We start from the raw sequence: 22473 nt of genomic DNA on the forward strand, positions 1-22473 counted from the left end.
AGGGAAAGGGTGACGCGACGGGTGACCGAGGGTGTGAGTTTCCGGATCTTGGGTCCATTGCGGGCCGGTGTGCGCGGGACGCCGGTCGATCTCGGCGGCGACCGGGCGCGGCTGGTGCTCGCGGCGCTGCTGCTGGAGCCGGACCGGCCGGTGCCGGTGGACCGGCTCGTGGACGTCGTCTGGCGGGACCGCCCGCCCGCGTCCGCCCGGACCCAGATCGCCATCGCGGTGTCCGGGCTGCGGCGGGCGTTCCGGTGCGCGGGCTGCAGCGGCCATGTGATCGAGACCGTCCGGCCCGGGTACCGGATTCCCGGGCAGGCCGGAGCGATCGACGCGGTGGCGGCGGAGGAGCTGATCGGCGGGGCTCGGGAGGCGGTCGCGGCGGGGCGGCCGGCCGAGGCTGCGGACCTGTTCCGGGACGCGCTGAGGCTGTGGGACGGCCCGGTCCTCGCCGGCCTCGACCGTCCGGGGATCGAGGCGAGCGCGCTGAGGTGGGAGGAGCTGCGGCTCACCGCCCTGGAGGAGGCGGCGCAGGTGGAGCTGGCCCTCGGGCGTCATCGGGAGCTCGTCGGGGAGCTGATGGGGCCGGTGGGGGAGCATCCGTTCCGGGAGCGGCTGGGAGTCCTGCTGATGATCGCGCTGGCGCGGGCGGGGCGGCAGAGCGAGGCCCTCGACGCCTACCACGAGGGGCGCCGGAGCCTGGACGAGGAGCTCGGCCTGGAGCCGGGCCGGGAACTCCAGGAGGTGCACGCCGCCGTCCTGCGGGACGATCCCGTGACGCGGCCCCAGACGTGCGCCGGCCCGCGCGGGCGGGCGCTCCGGTGGCGGCGTACCTCGGGGCCCGCGCGGATCGTCCGTACCTGCTAACGCGAAAGGCCGCCGGGCGCTAGCCCGGCGGCCTTTGGTGATGGCTCAGTTCGCCCATCTGTGGGAGCGCAAGGGCTGGCCCTCCCAGAGGCTCTCCCGCTTACCGGCGGGGATGGTGGCCCAGTGGCGCTTGTAGTTCGCCTGCATGTACACCTTCACTTTGCTGTAGGAGCCGGTGTAGCCGTTGTTCCAGTAGGAGACGACGAAGAACCTCGGGTTGCAGCGGACGTTGCCGCCGTACCAGTCGGGGTCGTCGCCGGTCCAGGCGCACTTGATGCCCGTGCCGTTCTTGTCGCTCCAGACGCAGAAGTCGCCCTTCGCGCAGGAGCCCTGCCACGCGGCGTCGGCCTGGGCGGTGGTGGGAGTCAGGAGTGTCGCGAGGCCGGCGGCGGCCATGGCGGCCACGGTGATCTTCTTCATCTACTTCGCCCACTTGTGAGAGCGGATGGACACGTTCCCGGCATTGATCGGCTTGGCGGTGACCGGTACCGCGTCGGAGACCTCGTTCTTGTAGTTCGCCCCGTGGAAGAAGCGGACCCAGTGGTACGGGTCGCTGGTGTACCCGTTGTTCCAGATGGAGTTGACCTTGAACCCGTAGGGCCGGCACCGGACGGACCCGCCCTGCCAGTCGGGGTCGTCGCCGGTCCAGTTGCACCGGGTGCCGGTGGCGTTCTTGCCGCTCCAGACGCACACGTCGCCCTTCGGGCACGTTCCGGTGGTGGTCGTCGCGGCCAGGGCGGCCGAGGGTGCCGTCGCGGTGATGGCCCCCGCCACCACCGTGCCGGCCAGCAGCCCGATCCGGATCTTGTTCATGTTCTCCCCGTTGTCAGTAGACCTTCGAGCAGGTCCGGATGGTCTTGCCGTTGACGTCCACGGCCTTGTCGTCGCCGTTGCCGGGCCCGGTCAGGAAGTAGGCCGACACCCAGCCGCGCTTGGCGCCCTGGTCGAGGTCGGTGTAGAGCCACCAGTGGTTGGTGCCGTGCTCGCCGTCGTACTCCTGGCCCCACTTCTTGCAGTAGACGTAGTTCTCGCCCTGGTAGAGGTAGCCGACGGGCGACCCGCACTTCAGGTAGTTCGGGTTGGCGAACGCCTTGTCGAACGTCCTCACCCATTGCTTGCCGTCGATCTTCGCCTCGGTCCAGCAGGCCTGGCGCCGCGTGTCCGGGCCGTCGGCCCATGCCGCGGTCCCGGCCGGGAAGGCACCCAGTACGGCTGCCCCGACCAGGGCGCCCCCGATGATCTGTGTCCTTCTCATCCCCTTCTCCCCGTCGGTGTCGGTGGACGCCGAACACGTTAGGGAGGCCCGTTATCGAACGCTTATCGGTCCCGTTTCGCGGGCACCGACCGGGTAGATCAGCTTCCGAGGTGCCTTGCTGAGGGGGTCTGCGGCGGCATGCTGACGCTCGTTCTCGCCTACGCCGTCGCCGCGATCGCCGTTCCCTGGGCGCTCGGCGGCCACCGGCGGGCGATGGCGTGCGCCGCGGCGGTGCTGCCGGCGGGGACGGCCGCCTGGGCCGCGGTCCGGGCGGGGCGGGACGACCTCACCGCACGGCTGGACTGGGCGCCGGACCTCGGCCTGGTGATCGACTTCCGGCTGGACGCGCTGGCCGTCGTCATGCTGCTGCTCGTCGGCGGCGTGGGGGCGGTCGTCCTCTGCTACGCGGGCTGGTACTTCGAGCGTTCCGAGAGGCTGCTCACCGGGACGCTGGTGGCGTTCGCGGGCGCGATGACGGGCCTGGTGCTCGCCGACAACCTGCTCGTCCTGTACGTGTTCTGGGAGCTGACGACGCTCAGCTCGTTCATCCTGATCGGCGCGGTGCGGCCGGACCGCGCGGAGGACCGCCGGGCGGCGACGCAGGCGCTGCTGACGACGACGGCGTTCGGCCTGGTGATGCTCGCCGGCTTCGTCCTGCTCGGCCAGGCCGCGGGGACGTACCGGATCTCGGCGCTGGTCGCGGACCCGCCGGGCGGCGGCGCGGCGCGGGCGGGCGTGGTGCTGGTGCTGCTGGGCGCGTTCGCCAAGTCCGCGCAGGTGCCGCTGCACGGGTGGCTGCCCGCGGCGATGGTCGCGCCGACGCCGGTGAGCGCCTACCTGCACGCCGCCGCGATGGTGAAGGCGGGCGTCTACCTGGTCGCGCGGCTGGCGCCCGCGTTCGCCGGCGCCGGCGCGTGGCGCCCGCTGGTCATCGGGGCGGGGATGCTGAGCCTGCTGGCCGGCGGGGTCATCGCGCTGCGGCAGGACGATCTGAAGCGCCTGCTCGCCTACGGGACGGTGAGCCAGCTCGGCCTGCTCATGGTCCTGCTCGGGGACGGGACGCGCACGGCGGCGCTGGCGGGCACCGCGCTGCTGCTGGCCCACGGCCTGTTCAAGGCGCCGCTGTTCCTGACGGTCGGCGCGCTGGAGCACGAGACGGGGACCCGCCGCGCGGACCGGCTGTCGGGGGCCTGGCGGCGCCTGCCCGTGCCGGCCGCCGCGGCGGCGCTGGCGGTCGCGTCCATGGTCGGCCTGCCGCCGCTGCTGGGGTTCGTGGCGAAGGAGGCGGCGTTGGAGGCGTTCGCCCACGGCGGGCCGGACGCCGCCGTCCTCGCCGGGGTGGTGGCGGGGTCGGCGCTGACGGTGGCCTACGGGCTGCGCTTCCTGGACGGCGCGTTCGGCGGCGAGGGCGGGCCGCGCTCGGCGACCTCGTGGGGGCTCGCCGGGCCGATCGCGGTCCTCGCCGCCGCCGGGCTCGTCCTCGGATGCGTGCCCGGGGCCGTGCGGACGGCCGTCGGCCCCTACGCCGAGACGCTGCCGGGAGATCCGGAGTACAAGCTCGCCCTGTGGCACGGACTCGGCCTGCCGCTCGCCCTGTCCGCGCTCGCCCTGCTCCTCGGTGCCGCGCTGTACCTCCTCTTCGGCCGGACGTTCCCCGCGCGGCGGCCCCGCATCCGGTTCCTGGACGGCCGGCGCGCCTACGACGGGCTGGTCGAGGCGGTCCTCTCCGGCGCGTACGCGATCACGAAGCGGGTGCAGGTCGGGTCGCTGCCCGCCTACCTCGGCGTCATCGGGGCGATGGTGCTGGTGGTGCCGGGCACGGCCCTCGTGACCGGCCTGATCCGGGGGAACGGCCCCGACCTCGCCGCGGACCGGTTGCAGGCCTGGGACGACCCGGTGCAGCCCGTCCTCGCCGTGGTCGTCATCGCCTGCGCGCTCGGCGCGCTGCGCGCCCGCCGCCGGCTGTCGGCCGCGCTCCTGCTCGCCGGGACGGGCTACGGGACCGCCGGGCTGTTCGTGGCGCACGGCGGGCCCGACCTCGCGCTCACCCTCGTCGTCGTGGAGACGCTGTCGCTGATCATGCTGGTGCTGGTGCTGCGGCGGCTCCCGGAACGGTATCCGCCGCGCCGCCGCGCGGCCCCGGCCAGGATCGCGACCGCCCTGGTCGGCCTGTGCCTCGGCGGGTTCGTCGCGCTGTTCCTCGTGGTGGCGTCCCTCAGCCGCGCCGAACGCCCGGTGGGCCCCGGGTACACCCGGCTCGCCGCGGCGGAGGGTGCGAAGAACGTGGTGAACCTGATCCTGGTCGAGGTGCGGGCGCTCGACACCCTCGGCGAGATCACGGTGCTCGGGGTGACGGCGATGGGCGTCGTCGGCCTCGTGACCAGCGGGCGGACGCCGCCGTACCCGCTCGCCGGGCAGCGCGGGCGGGCGGCGGGGAGCCGGTGGCTGGCCACGCCGGGCAGCCCGCCGCTCGGCGGATCCTCGGTCGTCCTGGAGGCGGCGGCGCGGCTGCTCGGCCCGACCCTCCTCGTCTTCTCCCTCTACCTGCTCCTCGCCGGGCACGGCCGTCCCGGCGGCGGCTTCGTGGGCGGGCTCGTCGCGGGCATGGCCTTCGTCCTGCGGTACCTGCCGGGCGGGCGGCGGGAGCTGGCCACCGCGCTGCCGCTGCGCCCGAGCGTCCTGGTCGGCGCCGGGCTGGGCCTCGCGATCGCCACCGGCGCGGCCGGCTGGGCGTCCGGCGGGTTCCCGCACGGGGAGTTCCTGCACGGGGAGGTCCTGGACGCGACGTTGCCGGCCCTCGGCGAGGTCAAGATCTACAGCAGCCTGTTCTTCGACCTCGGGGTGTACCTGCTGGTCCTCGGGCTGGTGCTGGTGTTCCTCACCACTCTCGGTGCGAGCCTGGACGTGGAGGACGCCGAGGACGCGCCGGACGGGAGCGAGGCGTCATGAACGGGCCCGCCCTCGTCCTCGTCGTCACCGTCGCGGTGCTGTTCGGGGCCGGGTTCGACCTGCTGATGCAGCGCTCCCTCATCCGCGTCGTGGTCGGCTTCATGCTGCTCGGGCACGGCGCCAACCTCGTCCTGCTGCTGGCGGGCGGGGCGGCCGGCGCGCCGCCGCTGCTCGGCGGCGGCTCGGAGCGGCCGATGGCCGACCCGCTGCCGCAGGCCATGGCGCTCACCGCCATCGTGATCACCTTCGGCGTCACGGCGTTCCTGCTCGCGCTGGCCTACCGCGCCCGGGAGCTGCTCGGCGAGGACGAGGTGCAGGACGACGTCGAGGACCGCCGCATCGCCGCGGAGCGCCGCCGCGAGACCTGGAAGGTCCCGCCCGAGGAGCGCGACCCCCTCGAAGAGGGCGAGGAGCCCGGCCGGGACGAGGGGGACGGCCGATGACCGTGCTCGTCCCGCTGCCGTTCGTGCTGCCGCTGCTCGGGGCGGCCCTGGCGCTGATCAGCCGGCGCCGGAAGGTCTGGCTCCGGGTCCTCGCGCCGCTGGTCGCCGCGGGCGTGGTGGGGGCCGCCGCGGCGCTGCTGGCGGCGGTGGCCCGGGAGGGCGTGCTCGCCGTCCAGATCGGGGGATGGGCGGCGCCGCTCGGCATCACGCTCGTCGCCGACCGGCTGTCGGCGCTGCTGCTCGTGGTGTCGGCGGCGGTGCTCCTGGCGATCCTGGTGCACGCCGTCGCGGAGGGCGCCGGCGGGCTGGAGCGCCGGACCGAGCCGGGGGTGTTCCATCCGGCCTACCTCGCGCTGACCGCCGGGGTCAGCCTGGTGTTCCTCGCCGGTGACCTGTTCAACCTGTTCGTCGCGTTCGAGATCATGCTCGCGTCGAGCTACGTCCTGATGACGCTCACGCCGACGGCGGAGCGCCTCCGGGCCGGGATGACCTACACCGTGGTCAGCCTCACGTCCTCGATCCTGTTCCTCACCGCGCTCGGCCTGACCTACGCGGCGGCCGGGACGGTGAACCTCGCCGACCTGTCGGAGCGCGTCCCGGACCTGCCGGCCGCCACCCGGACGGCGCTCGGGCTGCTCTTCCTCGTGGTGTTCGGCATCAAGGGCGCCATCGTGCCGATGCACATGTGGCTGCCCGACAGCTACCCGGTGGCGCTCACCAAGGTCACGGCGGTGTTCGCGGCGCTGCTGACCAAGGCGGCCGTCTACTCGCTCATCCGGGTGGAGACGCTGGTGTTCCCCCGGGAGGACGGTTCGCGGGTCATGCTCGTCCTCGCCGCCGGGACGATGCTGGTGGGCACGCTCGGCGCGCTGACGCACGACGACATCCACCGGGTGTTCTCGTTCACCCTCGTCGGCCACATCGGGTACATGCTCTTCGGGCTCGCGCTGTTCAGCGTCGCCGGGCTCACCGGGGCGATCCTGTACCTCGTCCACCACATCGTCGTGCAGGCGACGCTGTTCCTGGTCAGCGACCTGATGCAGGCCCGTACGGGGGAGACGTCGCTGCGCCGGCTCGGGGGCCTGGCGCGCCTGTCGGCGTTCATCGCCGTGGTGTTCTTCGTCCCGGCGGTGAGCGTGAGCGGCGTGCCTCCGACCTCGGGGTTCGTCGCGAAGCTCGCCCTGTTCCAGGCGGGGCTCGGGGAGGGGCGCCCCCTGGCGTACGCGGTCACGGGCGTCGCCGTCCTCGCGAGCGTCCTCACCCTGATGGCGATGGCCAGGATCTGGACGCTCGGGTTCTGGCGGCCCCGCCCGAAGGACGCGGGCGACCCGCCCTCCACCGAGGCCTACACGCCGGGCGGCGTGCGGGTGATGCGGTCGGTGACCGCCGTCATGGTGGTGGGCGGCCTCGCCATCGCCGTGTTCGCGGGCCCGCTCTCGTCGTGGAGCCGCCGCGCCGCGGCCGACCTGGTGGACCCGGCGCCCTACCGGCAGGCCGTGCTGGACGGGAGGACGCCGTGAACAGCGCGCTCCGCGGGCTCGGCTCCCGGCTGGGCATGGCCGTGTGGCTGCTCGCCGTGTGGCTGCTGCTCTGGGGGCGGATCGACGCGCTGACCGTCGTCGGCGGCATCGCGGCCGTCGCCGTCGCCTACGGGGTGAGCCGGCTGCCGACCGTCCCGCTGGTCACGCGGGTCCGGCCGCTCCGCCTCGCCGAGGCGGTGCTGGAGTTCGCGTGGGACCTGGTCGCCTCCAGCGTGGTCATCGGATGGCACGCGGTGCGCGCGCCCCGCCGGGTCCGGGGCGCGATCGTCGAGGTGAGCGCCCGGTCCCGCTCGGAACTGGTGCTGCTGGCCGTGACGATGAGCATCTCGCTGCGCCCAGGGACCCTTCTCGTCGACCTCGACTGGGAGCGGTCGATCCTGCGCATCCACGCCATGCCGGTCCGGGACCGGGACGAGGCGGACGCCGCCCGCGACGGCGTGCTCGGCACGGAGCACCGGCTGGTCCGCGCCTTCGGGACGCCCGAGGACAAGGAGGAACGATGAACGTCGTCTACGCGGTCACCCTGGCCCTGCTCGGCGCGGCCGCCCTCATGACGACCGCGCGGCTCGTCCGCGGCCCGACCGTCTTCGACCGGGTCATGGCGGCGGACGTGCTGTCGGTGCTGCTCGTCAGCGGCGTCGCGGTGCACGCGGCAGTCTGGGGAGAGCCCGCGAACGGCACCATCCTGGTGGTGATCGCGCTGCTCGGCTTCGTCGGCTCGGTCACCGCGGCGCGGCTGGCGGCGCGGCGGGAGGGAAGCGCGTGAGCATCGGCGACGTCCTCACCGCCGTCCTGCTTCCCGCGGGCGCCGCGTTCACGGCGGCCGGCGCGCTCGGCGTCCTGCGGTTCCCGGACCTGCTCACCCGGCTGCACGCGGCCACGAAGCCGCACACCATCGGGCTCCTGCTCGTCCTCGCGGGGGCGGCGCCGCAGGCCGGCTCGGTCTCGGCCGCCGCGCCGCTGCTCCTGGTCGCGGCCTTCCAGCTGATCACGGCCCCGGTCGCCGCGCAGACGATCGGCGCCGCCGCGTACCGCGCCGGCGCCGTCGACCGCGAAACCCTCGTCCTCGACGAGCCCGGCGCCGGGGACCGGTAGGCCGCCGGGAGGTCAGCCCTGGGGCTTGCCGCGGGTCAGCCTGCCCGCGAAGGCCCAGCCGAGGCCGAGGAGGACCGCTCCTGCGGCGGCGACGATACCGAGGGCGGCGACGTCGAGGACGGCGAGGAGCGCGATGAGGAGACCGTAGAGGACGGTGAGGGCCAGGAGGGCCTGCCGGGCGGCGGTGCTGTTCATGGACACGATCATGCTGCGACCCGGCGGTCGGTAGTATCCACCGGTCGGTGGACAGAGCGGGGTGGCGGACATGACCGGCGGTCCGGAAGGGGCGCGTGCGGAGAGCGTCTGGCTGCGCTCGTATCCGTTCTGGGACGCCTATTTCGCGATGGTGCTGGTCGGGACCATCGCCGCGACGGCCGCCGACGGAGCGCCGCCCGGCCGGCGGGCGGCGGCGATCCTGCTGCTGGTCCTGCTGAGCCTGGCGTACGTGGCGATCGGGCGGAAGGCGCTGCGGTCCCAGGAGGTCCCGCGGCCCGGGTGCAAGATCTATGCGGCGGCGCTGATCTGCATGTTCGTGCCCGCGACGCTGCTCGCGCCGGTGACGGCGACGGGCATGTCCGCGCTGGCGCCGCAGGTCTACATGATGTACGGGACGGGCCGCGGCCTCGCGCTGATGCTCACGCTGCTGTCCGGGCCGGTCGGCCTCGCGCTGGCGGAGTCGGGGGCGGGCCGCGCGATGACCGTTGTGATCATCGCGGGCGGGGTCGCGTGCAGCGTCCTGCTCGCGGTGTTCGTCGGCCGGCTCGGCCGCCAGAACCACGAGCGGCTGCGGCTGATCGAGGAGCTGGACCGGACGCGCGGCGAGCTCGCCGAGGTGAGCCGCGAGGCGGGGGTGCTCGCCGAGCGGGAGCGGCTGGCCCGCGACATCCACGACACGATCGCGCAGGGGTTCACCTCCATCGTGATGCTGCTGCAGGCGGCGGAGGCGGAGGCCGGGCGGAACCGGCACCTGGAGCTGGCGGTCCGCACGGCGCGGGAGAACCTCGCCGAGACGCGCGGCCTGGTCGCGGCGCTGGCACCGCCGGCGCTGGACGGCGGCTCGCTGGTGGAGGCGCTGCGGCGGATGGCCGACGACTTCGACCTGCCGGCCGACCTGGTCGTCGAGGGGGAGCCGCGCCCGCTGGACGCCGTGGAGGTCGTCCTGCTGCGGGTGACGCAGGAGGCGCTCGCGAACGTCCGCAGGCACGCCGGCGCCGCGTCGGTGATGATCATGCTGGAGTACGGGGACACGGTGCGGCTGACCGTCGCCGACGACGGGCGCGGCTTCGACCCGGGACGGCCCGGGCGCGGGTTCGGGCTCCGGGGGATGCGGAGCCGGGTCGAGCAGGCCGGCGGGACGTTCACCGTCTCCGGCGCGGACGGCACCAGGGTCGAGGCGGAGGTGCCGTGCTCCGCGTCATGATCGTCGACGACCATCCGATCGTCCGGGAGGGGCTGCGGGGGATGCTCGCGGCCGAGCCGGACATCGAGGTGGCGGGGGAGGCCGCGTCGGGGGACGAGGCCGTCGCGGTGGTGCCGGCCCTCCGCCCGGACGTGGTCCTGATGGACCTGCGGATGCCGTCCGGGGACGGGGTGAGCGCGATCGAGCGGCTGCCCGGCCACCGGATCCTCGTCCTCACGACCTTCCACGACGACGCCGACATCGTCCGGGCGATCGACGCCGGCGCCGCGGGCTACCTGCTCAAGGACGCGTCGCGGGCCGCCCTCGCGGCCGCCGTCCGGGACGTCGCGGCGGGCCGGCGGGTGCTGTCGCCCGAGGTGTCGGCCCGGCTGGCGGCGGCGAGCGCCGCCGCGCCGCCGCCCGCCCTGTCGGCCCGGGAGTCGCAGGTGCTCGCCCTGGTGGCGGAGGGCCTGACGAACGCCGAGATCGGCGCGCGCCTCCACATCGGCCAGGCGACCGTGAAGACGCACCTGCTGCGGATCTTCGGCAAGCTCGGCGTCTCCGACCGCACCGCCGCGGTCATGACCGCGCTGGAACGCCGCATCCTCCCGCCCCCCTGACTCACTCCTCGGTGGCGGGGCTGCCGCCGGCGACGACCTCGGCGAGCAGGTCCTCCTCCGTGGCGCCGCGGCGCCAGTAGCCGGTGAAGGTGACGGCGCGGCGGTCCAGGCCGCGCTCCTTGACCAGATGCCGGCGCAGCGCCTTGACGACGGCCGACTCGCCGGCGATCCACGCGTAGGCGCCCTCCGGGATCGCGGCGGCGCGGACCGCGTCCACCAGGCCGCCGGGGGAGACCCAGTCGATGTGCGCGTCGGCGGCGGTCGGCAGGTCCTGCCGGTCTTCGGGGCACGAGACGTCGATCCACACCTGCGCGGGTGTCCCGGCGGGCAGCCAGGCGAGGTTCCCGGCGATCGCGGGCAGCGCGGTCAGGTCGCCGGCGATCACCACCGGGGCGCCGGGCGGCGGCCGGAAGTCGTAGCCGCCGTTGTCGGGGCCGGTCGGGCCGAGGACGGTGACGCGGTCGCCCGCGCCCGCCGACCCGGCCCAGCGGGCGGCCGGGCCGCATGTGCCGGCGTGCAGCGCGAAGTCGACGTCGAGCTCGCCCGGACGCGTGTCGCGCACGGTGTAGGACCGCATGATGCCGCGCTCGGCCGGGTCGAGCGCCCGCCAGTCGGCGAACCACGTGTCGCCGCCGCTGCCGCGCGGCATCACCGGCGCGTCCTGGTGCGGGTGCGGGAGGAACAGCTTGAAGCGCTGGTCGCGCCCGGCGGTGGCGAAGCCGTCCGCGCCGCCGAAGGTGACCCGGACCATGGACGGGCCGAGCCGCTCGGACCGCAGGACGTGCAGGTCGAAGAACGCGAACGGGTGGGCAGGGGTCGTCATCGCGCCGCCTTTCAGCCGGTCTTCTTCGCGGACTGGATGGTCTGGGCGAGGGACTCGATGATCGGTGCGCAGCCCTCGTAGGAGAAGCGCGGCTCGGGCTGCCAGGCGATGACCTGGCCGGCCTTCACCGCGGGCAAGTCCTTCCAGGACGGCTTGGAGCCGAGGTCCTTCGGCTGGAGCGCCTGTGTCCGGGCGTCGAGCATGATGACGTCGGCCTTGTACTTGCCGGCGTTCTCCCAGCTCAGCTCCTCGAAGTAGCCGTCCCGGCCCGGCTTCTCCGGCACGATCAGGTCGACGCCGAGCTCCTTGAAGTAGATGAGGTCGGTGTTCTTGTTCGGGCTGGAGGCGTAGAACAGGTCGGGGCTCGCGGACGCGGCCAGCACCTTCAGGCCCGGCCGGGCCTTGGCGGCGGCGCGCAGCGTCTCGGACGCCTTGTCGAACCGGGTCTTGGCGGCGGTGACCTTCTCCGACGTCAGGTCGGCGCCGAGGGCGGCGGCCAGGGCGCCGGTCCGCTCGATCGGCTTCGGCAGCGGAACGGCCCCGGTGGAGATGGCGACGCTGGGGGCCAGCGCGAAGATCTTGTCCTTGCTCTCTTCGGGGACGTAGAAGAGGTTCGGCGGCACGAACATGTTGTCGACGAGCAGCTCGGGGCGCAGCGCGGCGTACTTCTCGATGTTGAACTCGCCGTACGCGTTGCCGATGATCTCCAGCCGGTCGACGGGCAGGTTCCCGGCCTGCGGGTCCGGCTTGCCGTCCTTGAGCTTCGTCGGGCCGTACACGCCGACGAGCTGCTTGTCCACGCCGAAGTCGTACAGGGCCGCGGCGGCACCGACATAGGCGACGACGCGCTGCGGGCGTGCCTTGAGCTGGGCCTTCATGCCGCGGTCGTCGGTGAACGTCCACGCACCGCCGCCGGACGAGACCGAGCCGCCCCCGTCGCCGCACGCGCTGAGGAACGCTCCAAAGGCGGCGGCGCCGGTCGCGCCCAGGAAGCCGCGGCGGGTGAGATGACCAGCACCGATGTGTGACATGACGGACGTTCTCCCAAATCAACTACTGTGGTGGATGGTGACCACTGCGGGCTTAGGTTAACCTAACCTAAGATCTTGTCCAGAGCGGGGCCCGCCACCGCGGCCCCAGGCACGTCCCCCGGAGCCCACCAGGTGTTGCTGACGAAGTCGCCGCCGCTCGCCGTCCCCGTCGAACGCCCGGCCCCCGGGCGCGCGCCGTGGGCGGCCGGGCTCCTCGCCGCCGTCCTGCTCCTGCTCGCCGCCGTCGTGCTGAGCCTCGCCGTCGGCGCGAAGCCGCTGTCGCCCGCGCAGGCGTGGGACGGGTTGTTCCACGCCGGCTCGCCCGCCTACACCGTCGTCCACGACATGCGGGTCCCGCGCACGCTGCTCGGCCTGCTCGCCGGGACGGCGCTCGGGCTCGCCGGCGCCGTGATGCAGGCGCTGACCCGCAACCCGCTCGCCGACCCCGGGATCCTCGGCATCAACGCGGGCGCCTCCGCGGCGGTCGTCTCGGCGATCTCCTTCCTCGGCATCGCCTCGTTCACCGGCTTCGTGTGGTTCGCGTTCGCCGGCGCCGGCGCCGTCGCGGTGCTGCTCTACGCGGTCGGCGGCGGGCGCGGTGCCACCCCGGCGCGGCTCGCGCTCGCCGGGTCGGCGCTGAACGCGGCGCTGTTCTCCTACGTCAACGCGGTCCAGCTCCTCGACACCGCGTCGCTCGACCGGATGCGCTTCTGGACGGTCGGCTCCCTCGGCGCCGCGCAGGGGTACACCGTCGTCCGCGTCGCGCCGTTCGTCCTCGCGGGGCTCGTCCTCGCGCTGCTGCTGGCCCGCCCGCTGAACGCGATGGCGATGGGCGAGGACGCCGCCCGCGCGCTCGGCGCCCACCCGCGCCGGGTCCGGGTCGGCGCGATCGCCGCGGTCACCCTGCTGTGCGGGGCGGCGACGGCCGCCTGCGGGCCGATCATCTTCGTCGGGCTGATGATCCCGCACTTCGTCCGCGCGCTGACCGGTCCCGACCTGCGCCGGCTGATCCCGTACTGCGCGGTCCTCTCGCCGGCCCTGATGCTCGCCGCGGACGTCCTCGGGCGGGTGGTCGTGCGCCCGTCGGAACTCCAGGTCGGCATCGTGATGGTCGTCGCGGGAGGCCCGGTGTTCCTCTACTTCGTCCGGCGCCGGAGGACGGCCGCCTCATGAGCAGGGCCCCGCACTTCGCCGTCGTCCGGTGGCCCGCCGGGGCGTCGTTCCGGTTCCGGCCGCGCGCTCTCGTCGTCGCGGCGGTCTGCCTCGCCGTCGCGCTCGGGACGGGGATCCTGCTCATCGGCAGCGGCGACTTCCCGATGAGCCCCGCGCAGGTCGTCCTCACCCTGCTCGGGCAGGGCTCGCCCGCCGACTCCCTGATCGTCAACCAGATCCGGCTGCCGCGGGTGGCCGGCGCGCTCGCGGTGGGCGCCGCGCTCGGGCTGGCCGGGGCGATCTTCCAGTCGCTCGTCCGCAACCCGCTCGGCAGCCCGGACATCCTCGGGTTCACCCAGGGCTCCGCGACCGGCGTGCTCGCCGTGATCGTGCTGACCGGCGGGGGCAGCGCCGCGGTCGCCGCCGGGGCCGCGGGCGGCGGGCTGCTCACCGGCCTGCTCGTCTACGCGGCCGCCGGCCGGCGCGGCGCGCACGGGCAACGGCTCATCCTCGTCGGCATCGGCGTCGCCGCGATCCTCACCGGCGTGAACGGCTACCTGCTCACCCAGGCGCAGATCGTCGACGCGGCCCGCGCCGTCCTGTGGCTGACCGGCAGCCTGGACGGCCGCGACTGGGCGGACTCCGCGCCGGTGATCGCCGCGCTCGCCGTCCTCGGCCCGCTGGTCCTGGTCGGCTGCGGCCGGGCGCTGCGGATGCTGGAGATGGGCGACGACGCGGCGCACGGCCTCGGCGTGCCGATCGAGCGGGTCCGGCTGGTCATGCTGGCCGCGGCCGTCCTGCTCACCTCGTTCGCCGCGGCGGCGGCCGGCCCGGTCGCGTTCGTCGCGCTGACCGCGCCGCAGCTCGCCCGCCGGCTCACCCGCACGGCCGGCCCCAACCTGCTGCCCGCGGCGTGCATGGGCGCGGCGCTGCTGGTGGCCGCCGACTGGACCGCGCAGCGCGCCTTCCCCGGGCACCAGCTCCCGGTCGGCGTGGTGACCGGCCTGCTCGGCGGCGGATACCTGGTCTGGCTCCTCGTGACCGAACGCAAGACGGGACGGATCTGATGAAGGACGGGAACGCGCGCCTCGCCGGTACCGGGCTGACGCTCGCCTACGACAAGCGCATCATCACCGAGGACCTCGACGTGGCCGTCCCGGAGGGCTCGTTCACGGTGATCGTGGGCCCGAACGCGTGCGGCAAGTCGACGCTGCTGCGGGCGCTGGCGCGGATCCTGCGGCCGTCCGCGGGGACGGTCGTGCTGGACGGCCGGCCCATCGCCGACTGGCCGGCCAAGAAGCTGGCGCGGACGCTCGGCCTGCTCCCGCAGTCGTCGATCGCGCCGGAGGGCATCACGGTCGCCGACCTGGTCGCGCGCGGCCGGTACCCGCACCAGAGCCTGCTGCGGCAGTGGTCGAGGGAGGACGAGCGGGTCGTCGCCGAGTCGATGGACGCGACCGGCGTCGGGGACCTCGCCGACCGGCCCGTGGACGAGCTGTCGGGCGGGCAGCGCCAGCGCGTCTGGATCGCGATGGCGCTCGCCCAGCAGACGCCGCTGCTGCTCCTGGACGAGCCGACGACCTACCTCGACATCGCCCACCAGATCGAGGTGCTCGACCTGTGCGCGCGGCTGCACGAGGAGGGCCGCACCGTCGTCGCCGTCCTGCACGACCTCAACCACGCCGCCCGGTACGCCACGCACATGATCGCGATGCGGGACGGCCGGATCGTCGCCGAGGGCGAGCCCGCCGCGGTGGTCACCTCCGAGCTGGTCGAGCGGGTCTTCCGGCTCCCGTGCCAGGTGATCGACTGCCCGGAGACCGGCAACCCGCTGGTCGTCCCGGCCGCCCGCGCCCGCACGCCCGCCGCGCACTAGGCGCCCCGTAATCGTTGTAGCCGCACAACGGTTGTAGTCTCATAATGGTTATACGGCTACAACGGTGGGAGGGCGCGTGCCCGAACTCAGTCCCCGGGCGCCGGCTTCTGGTCCTCGCCATCTGCTCGATGAGCCTGCTGGTCGTCAGCCTCGACAACACGATCCTCAACGTCGCGCTCCCGTCGATGCAGGACGACTTCCGCAGCTCGCTGTCCGGCCTCCAGTGGACGATCGACGCCTACCTCATCGTCCTGGCGTCGCTGCTGATCCTGTCCGGCTCGACCGCCGACCGGATCGGGCGCCGCCGGGTGTTCCAGACCGGGCTCGCGCTGTTCGTCACCGGGTCGGTGATGTGCAGCCTCGCGCCGTCCCTCGGCTGGCTCGTCGGCGCCCGCGTGGTGCAGGCGGTCGGCGGGTCGATGCTCAACCCGGTCGCGATGTCGATCATCACGAACGTGTTCACCGAGCCGCGCGAGCGGGCCCGCGCCATCGGCGTGTGGAGCGGGGTCGTCGGCCTCAGCATGGCGCTCGGGCCGCTCGTCGGCGGGCTGCTCGTCGACTCGGTCGGCTGGCGCTCGATCTTCTGGCTGAACGTGCCGATCGGGCTGGCCGCGCTCGTGCTGACCGCCTGCTTCGTCCCCGAGTCGCGGGCCGCCCGGCCGCGCCGCCTCGACCCGCTCGGCCAGGTCCTCATGATCGTCATGCTCGGGACGCTGACGTTCGCGATCATCGAGGCGCCCGGCCGCGGGCCGGGCGACCCGGCCGTCTTCGGCGCCGCGCTGCTGGCCGTGGCGGCGCTCGCGAGGTTCGTCCGGCATGCCCGGCGCACTCCCGAGCCGCTGATCGACCTGCGCTTCTTCCGCAGCGTCCCGTTCTCCGGCGCGACCGTCATCGGCCTCAGCGGGCTCGCGGCGCTCGGCGACTTCCTCTTCATCAACACGCTGTACCTGCAGAACGTGCGCGGGATGTCGGCGCTGGAGGCCGGGCTCTACCTGCTGCCGATGGCGGCGATGACCGCGGCGACGGCCCCGCTGTCCGGGCGGCTCGTCGGCAGCAGGGGCCCGCGGCTCCCGTTCCAGATCGCCGGCGCGACGATGCTCGCCAGTGCGCTGCTGTTCGCCGCGTTCGACGCCGAGACCGGCGACCGCACGCTGTTCGCCGCCTACGTGCTGTTCGGCGTCGGGTTCGGCATGGTGAACTCGCCGGTCACCAACACCGCCGTCGCCGGGATGCCGCGCTCGCAGGCGGGCGTGGCCGCCGCCGTCACCTCCACCGGCCGGCAGGTCGGGCAGGCGCTCGGCGTCGCGGTGATCGGCGCGGTGCTCGCGGCCGGGACGTCCGGCTCCTACGCCGCGTCGGTCTTCGTGTCGGCCGCCCGCCCGGCATACTGGATCCTCGCCGGGTGCGCCGCCACCGTTCTCGTGCTCGGCACGCTGACCACCGGCCGGCGGGCCGCCCGCAGCGCCGCGCGCACGTCCGCCCTGCTCGGGTCCGGGGACGCGCCGGACCCGAGCCACGCGACGGGAGCGACCGCCCGATGACCGAGCCCGACACGGCCGCCCGGCACGCCGCGACCGCGGCGCGGGCGTGGCACAACCTGCGCGTCCTGCTGCACGAGCGGGCCGACCGGCGCCGCGAGGTCTCCGAGGCGCTCGGCATGAGCTTCTTCCGGGTCAAGGCGCTGCGCCGCATCGCCGCCGCGACGACCCCGCTGACCCTGCGCGACCTCGCCGAGGCGCTGGTGACCGACCGCCCGTACGCCACGCTCGTGGTGGACGACCTGGTCGGCCGCGGCCTGGTCGAGCGGACCCCGCACCCCGCCGACCGCCGGTCCAAGATCGTGACGGTGACGGAGGCCGGGCGCGCCGCGGCGGCGGAGGCCGAGCGGATCCTCGACACCCCGCCGCCGGAGCTCTACGACCTGCCGCCGGGCGACCTGGCCGTCCTCGACCGCGTCGCCGCCCGGCTCGTCGCCGAGCCGGAGGCGCCGGCGGAGCCGCGAACGTCGGCGGAAGGCTAGGCGCCCGCGGGGACGCGGTAGGTCTCGGCGGCCTCGGACTCCTCGGCGTCCCGCTCGACGACGAGCCCGCCGAGCGCCTTGGCGTCCGTCCGCAGGATGTAGGTCTTGCGGGTGCCGGGCTCGTCCACCTTCGAGAAGTCCATCGGCGTCCCGTAGCCGCCGTCGTGCGCGGTGGTGGCCCGGTGCGCGGCGATCAGGCCCTCGCGGGTGAGGTCCTTGGCGGCGCACGCCTTCTTGAGCGCGTCGGTGAAGATCACGGCGTTGGTGTAGCCGTTGACGACGGCGTTGTCGCGCGGCTGCCCCGGGTACGTGCGGCCGTAGTCGTCCGCCAGCTTCTTGATCGGCGCGAGGCCGGAGGAGATCGGCGCGCCGGCGCTGGCGAGGTAGAAGTCCTTGAGCAGCGCGGGCGCGGCCGGCGTCTGGAGCAGCTGCGGGGAGAACCCGGAGTTGCTCGCCACGATCGGCACCGTGATCCCCTTGGCGCGGGCGACGCCCGCCAGCGACGCCGACTGCCGGGGCCCGGCGCTCATCAGGATCGCCGCCACGCCCGCGTTCTTCAGCGCGGCGACCTGCGAGGTCATGTCGTTGTCGGTCGCCTTGATCTTCTGCTCGACGAGCGTCAGGCCGAGCTCGCCGGCCGCGTACTTCGCCCCGGCGAGCGCGCTCTCCCCGTAGTCGCCCTCGAAGTAGACGTGCCCGATCTTGTCGCCCTTCCCGACCCCCTTCTCCTCGGTGAGGAAGTCGAGCGCGTTGATCATGTCGATGTCGTAGGTGGTGCCGGTGACCTGGATGTACTTGTTCCCGAGCAGCGTCGTCGCCCACGCGTTCGGGATGACGAACATCGTGTCGGACGTGATGCGCCTGCCGAGCGCCGTCACCATCGGTGAGCCGACGAACTGAACGATGCCGACGACGCTCGACCGCATCTCGCTGTAGGCGGCGACGGCCTTCTGCACGTCGTACCCGTGGTCGCGCACGACCAGCTCGATCTTGCGCCCGCAGACGCCGCCCTGCGCGTTCAGCTGCTCGACGTACATCTGCTGGGCCTGGGTGAGGCTCTTGCCGAGCGGCGCGTAGACGCCGGTCAGGTCGGTCTGGATGCCGACGCGGATCGTGTCGGCGGTGACTCCGGGACCGGTCTTCACGCCGTCCGCGCCGGTGCCGCCGGATCCGCCCGATGCCTTGCCGCTGCATCCGGACGCCATGCTCAGCGGGAGGGCCAACGCCAGCGCGGCGGCCGCCGCGAGCCGTGCCGTGCCCTTCATACGGGGGCGTTTCATACCGGTTGCTCCTCTTTTTCGAGTCGGGTGAGGGGACGGGCGGCCCGGCGCCGGGACGAGGTGGCGCGCAGCCGCGTCCAGGCCCCGGTCAGGCCGCCGGGCAGGAACAGGACGACGGCGACGACGGCGGCGCCGTACAGGATCCGGGCCGCCTCGGCGGGGGAGACGCCGCCGGAGCCCGGCGCGGCGACGAGCGGAAGGTCGTCGCCGAAGCGGGTGAGGAGCTGGGGCAGGACGGACACGAACACCGCGCCCGCGACGGCCCCGGCGGCGGTGCCGAGCCCGCCGATGACGATCATGGCGAGGTAGTCCAGGGACAGGAACATGCCGAAGTAGTCCGGGACGGTCCGCCGGAACGACAGCGCGAGCAGCGCCCCGGCCGCTCCCGCGTACATCGACGACAGCACGAACACCCCGGCCCGGTAGCGCGCCACGGGGACGCCCATCACGGCCGCCGCCACCTCGCGGTCGCGGATGGTGTTCATCGCCCGTCCCGGCCGTCCGCGCAGGATGCCGCGCGCGATCCACGCCGCCGGGACCAGCAGCAGGACGGCGAGGAACCAGAGCCGCTCCAGCGCGCCCAGCGGGACGTCGAACACCACCAGCTCGGGGGTGTCGTCGAACCGGAACCCGGCCAGCTCCAGCGGCGGGACGTCCCGCCCGTTGAACCCGCCGGTGACGCGCTCGGCGTTGAACAGCACGTGCTGCCCGATGAAGATCAGCGCGAGGGACGCGATGCCGAGGTAGGTGCCGCGCAACCGCGCGGCGATGGGGCTGAACAGGCCGCCGGCGACGCCCGCGAGGACGACGGCGCCGGCGAAGGCCAGCGGCGTCGGCAGCCCGAGGCCCGCGAGCCGCGGCTCCGGACCGGACGCCAGGTACACGTACCCGTAGGCGCCGACGGCCAGGAAGAACGCGTGCCCCATGGACAGCTGCCCGGTCGCGCCGGTCAGCAGGTTCAGGCCGATCGCGCCGATCGCGGCCGACATCGCGAACAGGCCGGTCTGCAGCCAGAACTCGTCCAGGTAGAACGGCAGCGCGAGCAGGACGGCCGTCGCCGCGAGGGCCGCGACGGCCTTCGGGGAGGGTCTAGACACGGGACAGCTCCCTCGTCCCGAACAGCCCCGCCGGACGGACGAGCAGCACGGCGAGCATCACCAGGAAGGGCGCCACGTCGCCGATGCCGCGGCCGAGGAAGGCGAGGTCGCCCTGGTAGCCGGTGACCAGCGACTCGGTGAGCCCGACGATGAGGCCGCCGGCGAGCGCGCCCGTCGTGGAGTCGAGCCCGCCGAGGATCGCGGCCGGGAACGCCTTCATCGCCGCGAACGACGTGCCGCGGTCCAGGCCCGGCGTCGGGAACACGGTCAGGAACAGCGCCGCGACCGCGGCGAGCCCGCCCGCGATCGCCCACGCGGCGAGCGACACGCGCGACAGCCGGACGCCCATCAGCGCGGCGGTCTCGCCGTCCTCGGCCGCGGCCCGCATCGCCACGCCCCAGGACGTGAACCGGAACGCCGCCAGGAACGCCGAGATCAGCACGGTCGCCGCCACGAGCGCGGCGATGCGCGTCTGGGCGATGCCGACGCCCGCGACGTCCACGACGCGGTCCTGCCAGGGGTCGCCGAGGGAGAGGACTTGCGTGCCGATCTCCCGCGTCAGCGCGGTGGTCAGCACGATGTCGACGCCGATCGTGACGATCGCCAGCACCGCGCGGTCCTCCACCCGGGCGCGCCTGAGCACCAGCAGCTCCACCAGCGCACCGGCGGCGGCCGCGGCGGCGACGCCCGCGCCGAGCGCAGGCCAGAAGCCGATCTCGTCGTGCAGGACGGCGGTCACGTAGCCGCCCGCCAGCAGCAGCGACGCGTGCGCGAAGTTGACCACCTCGGTGGCCTTGAAGATGATCACGAAGCCGAGCGCGATCAGCGCGTACACCGACCCCGCCGACACCCCGTTGACCACCAGCTCGATGAACGTGCTCACGGATTCCCCTCCGGACCGGACGGCGCGTGCACGCCGCCGAGATAGGCGCGGACCACCGCCGGGTCGCGCCGCACCGCGGCCGGTTCGCCGCCCGCGATGCGCCTGCCGAAGTCCAGGACGGTGACCTCGTCGGCCAGCCGCATGACCATCCCCATGTCGTGCTCGACCAGCAGGACCGTGACGCCGAGGTCCGCGCGGGCGCGGCGGATGACCGCGGCCATCCGCCGCCGCTCCGCGCCGTTCATCCCGGCGACCGGCTCGTCCAGCAGGAGCAGCCGGGGCTCCATCGCGAGGGCGCGGGCCAGCTCGACGCGCTTGCGCACGCCGTAGGGCAGCGCGGCGGCGGGCGCGCCGAGGTGCGCGTCCACGCCGACGAACCGGGCGATCTCGCGGACCCGCGCCCGGTGCCGGGCGTCCTCCCGGCGCGCCCGGGGCGTCCGCAGGCCCGCACCCACGAACCCGGCCCGGGTGAGGCGGTGCCGCCCGAGCATCAGGTTGTCCTCGACGGACAGTCGCCCTGGCAGCGCGATGTTCTGGAACGTCCGGGCGATGCCGAGGCCGGCGATGCGGTGCGGCGGCAGGGAGGTCAGCTCCGTCCCGCCGAACCGGACGCTGCCCTCCGTCGCCCGGTAGACCCCGGACAGCACGTTGAAGCACGTCGACTTGCCCGCCCCGTTCGGCCCGATCACCGCGTGCACGCTGCCGTCCGCGACGGTGAAGCCGACCCCGTCCAGGGCGGTGAGCCCGGCGAACCGCACCGTGAGCCCGCTGACTACCAGGTCGCTCATCCGGCCCACCGCCCGAGCGAGGGCCCGCTCCCGCCGTCCGGGCCCTCGGCCTCGCCGAGATAGCGGCGCCTGACCTCGTCGCTGGCCGCCAGCTCCGCCGACGGCCCGTGCAGCGTCACCGCGCCGACCTCCAGCACGTGCGCGGACGACGACAGCTCCAGCGCCAGGGCCGCGTTCTGCTCGATCAGCAGGATCGCCGTGCCCTGCAGGTTGATCTCCCGCACCGTCTCGGCGATCCGCGCGGCCATCACCGGCGCGAGGCCGAGCGTCGGCTCGTCCAGCAGCAGGACGGACGGGCACGCCATCAGCGCCCGCCCGATCGCGAGCATCTGCTGCTCGCCGCCGGACAGCAGCCCGGCCCGCTGCCGGGCCCGCTCGGCCAGCAGCGGGAACAGCCGCAGCACCCGGGCGCGGGCCTTCGCGGCCTCCGCCCGGCTCGGCGCGCCGAGCGCGCCCGCCCGCAGGTTCTCCTCGACGCTGAGCCGGCCGAACACCCGCCGGCCCTCCGGCACCTGCACCACCCCGGCCGCCACCACGGTGGACGGGTGCAGGCCGATGAGGGACCTGCCGCCGTAGCGCACCGTGCCCGCGTCGATCGCCCCGCGATGGAACGGCAGCGTGCCCGAGATCGCGCGGAGCAGGGTCGACTTGCCCGCCCCGTTCGCGCCGAGCACCGCGGTGACCGATCCCGCCGGGACGTCCAGCGAGACCTCGCGCAGCGCCCGCACCGCCCGCCCGTAGCTCACCGACAGCCCGCGGACCGCGAGGGTCCCGTTCGCCATGCGCCCCCTCCAGAAGGTCGTGTGACCGGCACCCCAGCACGGGGCGCCGGCCCACGTCCACGGCCCGGAGGCAAGACGGGGCGAGGGTCCAATCGAAGCTCGCCGGCGTTGTGCGAGGAGCACAGCGGCGCCCCGCGGGCGCGGGTTACCGGAGGTGGCGCTCCACCGACTCGACCTTGGCGTCCAGCGCGCCGGTCACGCCGGGCCGGAGGTCGGCCTTCACGACGAGGCTCACCCGCGGGGCCCGCGCGGCCACCGCGTCGGTGGCGGCCTTCACCACGGCCATGACCTCGTCCCACTCACCCTCGATGGTGGTGAACATGGCGTCGGTCCGGTTGGGCAGGCCGCTCGCCCGCACCACCCGGACGGCCTCGGCGACGAGTTCGCCGACCTCCTCGCCCACGCCGAGCGGGGTCACCGAGAAAGCGACGAGCATCGCGCACCTCCTAGACGAGTGATTCCTAATGATCGCGATGTGCTGAAGCGGCCCCGGCATGCGAAGAGGGTGTCCAAGATCAATGTGTGAAAACCGACCTGGACACCCTCGTGATCGCACTGTACGTCAAGATCGA

The 22473-nt window shown here is 74.2% G+C and carries 26 protein-coding genes; 14 read left to right on the forward strand and 12 right to left on the reverse strand.

The features are described 5' to 3' along the window. Positions 1–48 precede the first annotated feature (48 nt). Positions 49–867: an AfsR/SARP family transcriptional regulator gene (locus tag ABGB11_RS33815; RefSeq protein ID WP_347639539.1), complete on the forward strand. Its 819-nt coding sequence runs from the start codon at positions 49–51 to the stop codon at positions 865–867. A 45-nt stretch (positions 868–912) separates the two neighbouring features. On the opposite strand, the gene ABGB11_RS33820 is transcribed toward ABGB11_RS33815, so the two are convergent. From ABGB11_RS33820 to ABGB11_RS33830, 3 genes are read right to left on the reverse strand one after another with little or no spacing between them, the layout of a single operon-like run. Further along, on the reverse strand, positions 913–1287 hold the full coding sequence (locus tag ABGB11_RS33820; protein ID WP_347639540.1) for a peptidase inhibitor family I36 protein: 375 nt from the start codon (positions 1285–1287) through the stop codon (positions 913–915). After that, on the reverse strand, positions 1288–1680 hold the full coding sequence (locus ABGB11_RS33825) for a peptidase inhibitor family I36 protein (protein ID WP_347639541.1): 393 nt from the start codon (positions 1678–1680) through the stop codon (positions 1288–1290). Positions 1681–1693: 13 nt separating this feature from the next. Continuing rightward, on the reverse strand, positions 1694–2122 hold the full coding sequence (locus tag ABGB11_RS33830) for a hypothetical protein (protein WP_347639542.1): 429 nt from the start codon (positions 2120–2122) through the stop codon (positions 1694–1696). A 138-nt stretch (positions 2123–2260) separates the two neighbouring features. On the opposite strand from ABGB11_RS33830, the gene mbhE reads away from it, so the two are divergent. The 6 genes from mbhE to mnhG are packed head-to-tail and all read left to right on the forward strand — an operon-like array spanning position 2261 to position 8150. Next, complete coding sequence (gene mbhE, locus ABGB11_RS33835; RefSeq protein ID WP_347639543.1) at positions 2261–5071, forward strand: hydrogen gas-evolving membrane-bound hydrogenase subunit E; 2811 nt, start codon at positions 2261–2263, stop codon at positions 5069–5071. Further along, on the forward strand, positions 5068–5514 hold the full coding sequence (locus tag ABGB11_RS33840) for a Na(+)/H(+) antiporter subunit C (RefSeq protein ID WP_347639544.1): 447 nt from the start codon (positions 5068–5070) through the stop codon (positions 5512–5514). The genes mbhE and ABGB11_RS33840 overlap by 4 nt, the downstream gene beginning before the upstream one ends. Then, a complete protein-coding gene (locus ABGB11_RS33845; RefSeq protein ID WP_347639545.1) occupies positions 5511–7034 on the forward strand; it encodes a Na+/H+ antiporter subunit D in 1524 nt (507 codons plus the stop codon). Before ABGB11_RS33840 ends, ABGB11_RS33845 begins: the two co-directional genes overlap by 4 nt. Next, positions 7031–7558, forward strand: a complete 528-nt coding sequence (locus tag ABGB11_RS33850) for a Na+/H+ antiporter subunit E (RefSeq protein ID WP_347639546.1) — start codon at positions 7031–7033, stop codon at positions 7556–7558. Before ABGB11_RS33845 ends, ABGB11_RS33850 begins: the two co-directional genes overlap by 4 nt. Further along, positions 7555–7821 (forward strand): monovalent cation/H+ antiporter complex subunit F, encoded by a 267-nt coding sequence (locus ABGB11_RS33855; RefSeq protein WP_347639547.1) that lies wholly within the window; start codon positions 7555–7557, stop codon positions 7819–7821. Before ABGB11_RS33850 ends, ABGB11_RS33855 begins: the two co-directional genes overlap by 4 nt. Beyond that, positions 7818–8150 carry a monovalent cation/H(+) antiporter subunit G gene (mnhG, locus tag ABGB11_RS33860; protein WP_347639548.1) on the forward strand — a complete coding sequence of 111 codons (333 nt, stop codon included), beginning with the start codon at positions 7818–7820 and terminating at the stop codon, positions 8148–8150. Before ABGB11_RS33855 ends, mnhG begins: the two co-directional genes overlap by 4 nt. A gap of 12 nt (positions 8151–8162) precedes the next feature. Here mnhG and ABGB11_RS33865 read toward each other — a convergent pair whose 3' ends face one another. After that, entirely contained in the window at positions 8163–8345 is a 183-nt protein-coding gene (locus ABGB11_RS33865; RefSeq protein ID WP_347639549.1) for a hypothetical protein, read from the reverse strand. A gap of 70 nt (positions 8346–8415) precedes the next feature. Between ABGB11_RS33865 and ABGB11_RS33870 the strand changes: the two genes are divergently transcribed. Further along, positions 8416–9570: a sensor histidine kinase gene (locus tag ABGB11_RS33870; RefSeq protein WP_347639550.1), complete on the forward strand. Its 1155-nt coding sequence runs from the start codon at positions 8416–8418 to the stop codon at positions 9568–9570. After that, complete coding sequence (locus ABGB11_RS33875; RefSeq protein ID WP_347639551.1) at positions 9555–10169, forward strand: response regulator transcription factor; 615 nt, start codon at positions 9555–9557, stop codon at positions 10167–10169. The genes ABGB11_RS33870 and ABGB11_RS33875 overlap by 16 nt, the downstream gene beginning before the upstream one ends. 1 nt (position 10170) lies before the next feature. On the opposite strand, the gene ABGB11_RS33880 is transcribed toward ABGB11_RS33875, so the two are convergent. Both ABGB11_RS33880 and ABGB11_RS33885 read right to left on the reverse strand, forming a co-directional pair. Further along, a complete protein-coding gene (locus tag ABGB11_RS33880; protein ID WP_347639552.1) occupies positions 10171–10992 on the reverse strand; it encodes a siderophore-interacting protein in 822 nt (273 codons plus the stop codon). 11 nt (positions 10993–11003) lie between these two features. Further along, positions 11004–12023, reverse strand: a complete 1020-nt coding sequence (locus ABGB11_RS33885; RefSeq protein WP_347639553.1) for an ABC transporter substrate-binding protein — start codon at positions 12021–12023, stop codon at positions 11004–11006. A gap of 75 nt (positions 12024–12098) precedes the next feature. Here ABGB11_RS33885 and ABGB11_RS33890 point away from each other — a divergent pair, with 75 nt between their 5' ends. Genes ABGB11_RS33890 through ABGB11_RS33910 form a run of 5 tightly spaced genes read left to right on the forward strand, consistent with a single transcriptional unit; the run spans position 12099 to position 17071 of the window. Further along, positions 12099–13196, forward strand: a complete 1098-nt coding sequence (locus ABGB11_RS33890; RefSeq protein WP_347639554.1) for an iron chelate uptake ABC transporter family permease subunit — start codon at positions 12099–12101, stop codon at positions 13194–13196. Next, a complete protein-coding gene (locus ABGB11_RS33895) occupies positions 13193–14242 on the forward strand; it encodes an iron chelate uptake ABC transporter family permease subunit (RefSeq protein WP_347639555.1) in 1050 nt (349 codons plus the stop codon). The genes ABGB11_RS33890 and ABGB11_RS33895 overlap by 4 nt, the downstream gene beginning before the upstream one ends. Then, positions 14242–15051 (forward strand): ABC transporter ATP-binding protein, encoded by an 810-nt coding sequence (locus ABGB11_RS33900; protein ID WP_347639556.1) that lies wholly within the window; start codon positions 14242–14244, stop codon positions 15049–15051. The genes ABGB11_RS33895 and ABGB11_RS33900 overlap by 1 nt, the downstream gene beginning before the upstream one ends. Before the next feature lie 44 nt (positions 15052–15095). Then, positions 15096–16592, forward strand: a complete 1497-nt coding sequence (locus ABGB11_RS33905; protein WP_347639557.1) for an MFS transporter — start codon at positions 15096–15098, stop codon at positions 16590–16592. After that, complete coding sequence (locus ABGB11_RS33910) at positions 16589–17071, forward strand: MarR family transcriptional regulator (RefSeq protein WP_347639558.1); 483 nt, start codon at positions 16589–16591, stop codon at positions 17069–17071. Before ABGB11_RS33905 ends, ABGB11_RS33910 begins: the two co-directional genes overlap by 4 nt. Here ABGB11_RS33910 and ABGB11_RS33915 read toward each other — a convergent pair. The 6 genes from ABGB11_RS33915 to ABGB11_RS33940 all read right to left on the reverse strand — a co-directional run bounded on the left by ABGB11_RS33915 (position 17068) and on the right by ABGB11_RS33940 (position 22337). Continuing rightward, positions 17068–18351: an ABC transporter substrate-binding protein gene (locus tag ABGB11_RS33915; protein WP_347639559.1), complete on the reverse strand. Its 1284-nt coding sequence runs from the start codon at positions 18349–18351 to the stop codon at positions 17068–17070. The two genes, ABGB11_RS33910 and ABGB11_RS33915, sit on opposite strands and share 4 nt — an antisense overlap. After that, positions 18348–19448 (reverse strand): branched-chain amino acid ABC transporter permease, encoded by a 1101-nt coding sequence (locus ABGB11_RS33920; protein ID WP_347639560.1) that lies wholly within the window; start codon positions 19446–19448, stop codon positions 18348–18350. Before ABGB11_RS33920 ends, ABGB11_RS33915 begins: the two co-directional genes overlap by 4 nt. Beyond that, positions 19441–20331: a branched-chain amino acid ABC transporter permease gene (locus ABGB11_RS33925; protein WP_347639561.1), complete on the reverse strand. Its 891-nt coding sequence runs from the start codon at positions 20329–20331 to the stop codon at positions 19441–19443. The genes ABGB11_RS33920 and ABGB11_RS33925 overlap by 8 nt, the downstream gene beginning before the upstream one ends. Then, positions 20328–21119, reverse strand: a complete 792-nt coding sequence (locus ABGB11_RS33930) for an ABC transporter ATP-binding protein (protein WP_347639562.1) — start codon at positions 21117–21119, stop codon at positions 20328–20330. Before ABGB11_RS33930 ends, ABGB11_RS33925 begins: the two co-directional genes overlap by 4 nt. Further along, a complete protein-coding gene (locus ABGB11_RS33935; protein WP_347639563.1) occupies positions 21116–21901 on the reverse strand; it encodes an ABC transporter ATP-binding protein in 786 nt (261 codons plus the stop codon). Before ABGB11_RS33935 ends, ABGB11_RS33930 begins: the two co-directional genes overlap by 4 nt. A gap of 145 nt (positions 21902–22046) precedes the next feature. Beyond that, positions 22047–22337, reverse strand: a complete 291-nt coding sequence (locus tag ABGB11_RS33940; RefSeq protein ID WP_347639564.1) for an MTH1187 family thiamine-binding protein — start codon at positions 22335–22337, stop codon at positions 22047–22049. Positions 22338–22473 lie beyond the last annotated feature (136 nt).

This window comes from Actinomadura sp. B10D3 (genome assembly GCF_039871695.1).
In the GTDB taxonomy this organism is placed as follows: Bacteria; Actinomycetota; Actinomycetes; order Streptosporangiales; family Streptosporangiaceae; genus Spirillospora; species Spirillospora madurae.

Bases quoted from the DNA above. Each gene is read 5' to 3' on its own strand.
- ABGB11_RS33915 (WP_347639559.1), bottom strand. From the start codon at position 18,351: ATGAAACGCCCCCGTATGAAGGGCACGGCACGGCTCGCGGCGGCCGCC.
- ABGB11_RS33910 (WP_347639558.1), top strand. From the start codon at position 16,589: ATGACCGAGCCCGACACGGCCGCCCGGCACGCCGCGACCGCGGCGCGG.
- ABGB11_RS33935 (WP_347639563.1), bottom strand. From the start codon at position 21,901: ATGGCGAACGGGACCCTCGCGGTCCGCGGGCTGTCGGTGAGCTACGGG.
- ABGB11_RS33905 (WP_347639557.1), top strand. From the start codon at position 15,096: ATGGTTATACGGCTACAACGGTGGGAGGGCGCGTGCCCGAACTCAGTC.
- ABGB11_RS33820 (WP_347639540.1), bottom strand. From the start codon at position 1,287: ATGAAGAAGATCACCGTGGCCGCCATGGCCGCCGCCGGCCTCGCGACA.
- ABGB11_RS33845 (WP_347639545.1), top strand. From the start codon at position 5,511: ATGACCGTGCTCGTCCCGCTGCCGTTCGTGCTGCCGCTGCTCGGGGCG.
- mbhE (WP_347639543.1), top strand. From the start codon at position 2,261: ATGCTGACGCTCGTTCTCGCCTACGCCGTCGCCGCGATCGCCGTTCCC.
- ABGB11_RS33865 (WP_347639549.1), bottom strand. From the start codon at position 8,345: ATGAACAGCACCGCCGCCCGGCAGGCCCTCCTGGCCCTCACCGTCCTC.
- ABGB11_RS33855 (WP_347639547.1), top strand. From the start codon at position 7,555: ATGAACGTCGTCTACGCGGTCACCCTGGCCCTGCTCGGCGCGGCCGCC.
- ABGB11_RS33895 (WP_347639555.1), top strand. From the start codon at position 13,193: ATGAGCAGGGCCCCGCACTTCGCCGTCGTCCGGTGGCCCGCCGGGGCG.
- ABGB11_RS33930 (WP_347639562.1), bottom strand. From the start codon at position 21,119: ATGAGCGACCTGGTAGTCAGCGGGCTCACGGTGCGGTTCGCCGGGCTC.
- ABGB11_RS33840 (WP_347639544.1), top strand. From the start codon at position 5,068: ATGAACGGGCCCGCCCTCGTCCTCGTCGTCACCGTCGCGGTGCTGTTC.
- ABGB11_RS33900 (WP_347639556.1), top strand. From the start codon at position 14,242: ATGAAGGACGGGAACGCGCGCCTCGCCGGTACCGGGCTGACGCTCGCC.
- ABGB11_RS33880 (WP_347639552.1), bottom strand. From the start codon at position 10,992: ATGACGACCCCTGCCCACCCGTTCGCGTTCTTCGACCTGCACGTCCTG.
- ABGB11_RS33825 (WP_347639541.1), bottom strand. From the start codon at position 1,680: ATGAACAAGATCCGGATCGGGCTGCTGGCCGGCACGGTGGTGGCGGGG.
- ABGB11_RS33940 (WP_347639564.1), bottom strand. From the start codon at position 22,337: ATGCTCGTCGCTTTCTCGGTGACCCCGCTCGGCGTGGGCGAGGAGGTC.
- ABGB11_RS33830 (WP_347639542.1), bottom strand. From the start codon at position 2,122: ATGAGAAGGACACAGATCATCGGGGGCGCCCTGGTCGGGGCAGCCGTA.
- ABGB11_RS33870 (WP_347639550.1), top strand. From the start codon at position 8,416: ATGACCGGCGGTCCGGAAGGGGCGCGTGCGGAGAGCGTCTGGCTGCGC.
- ABGB11_RS33885 (WP_347639553.1), bottom strand. From the start codon at position 12,023: ATGTCACACATCGGTGCTGGTCATCTCACCCGCCGCGGCTTCCTGGGC.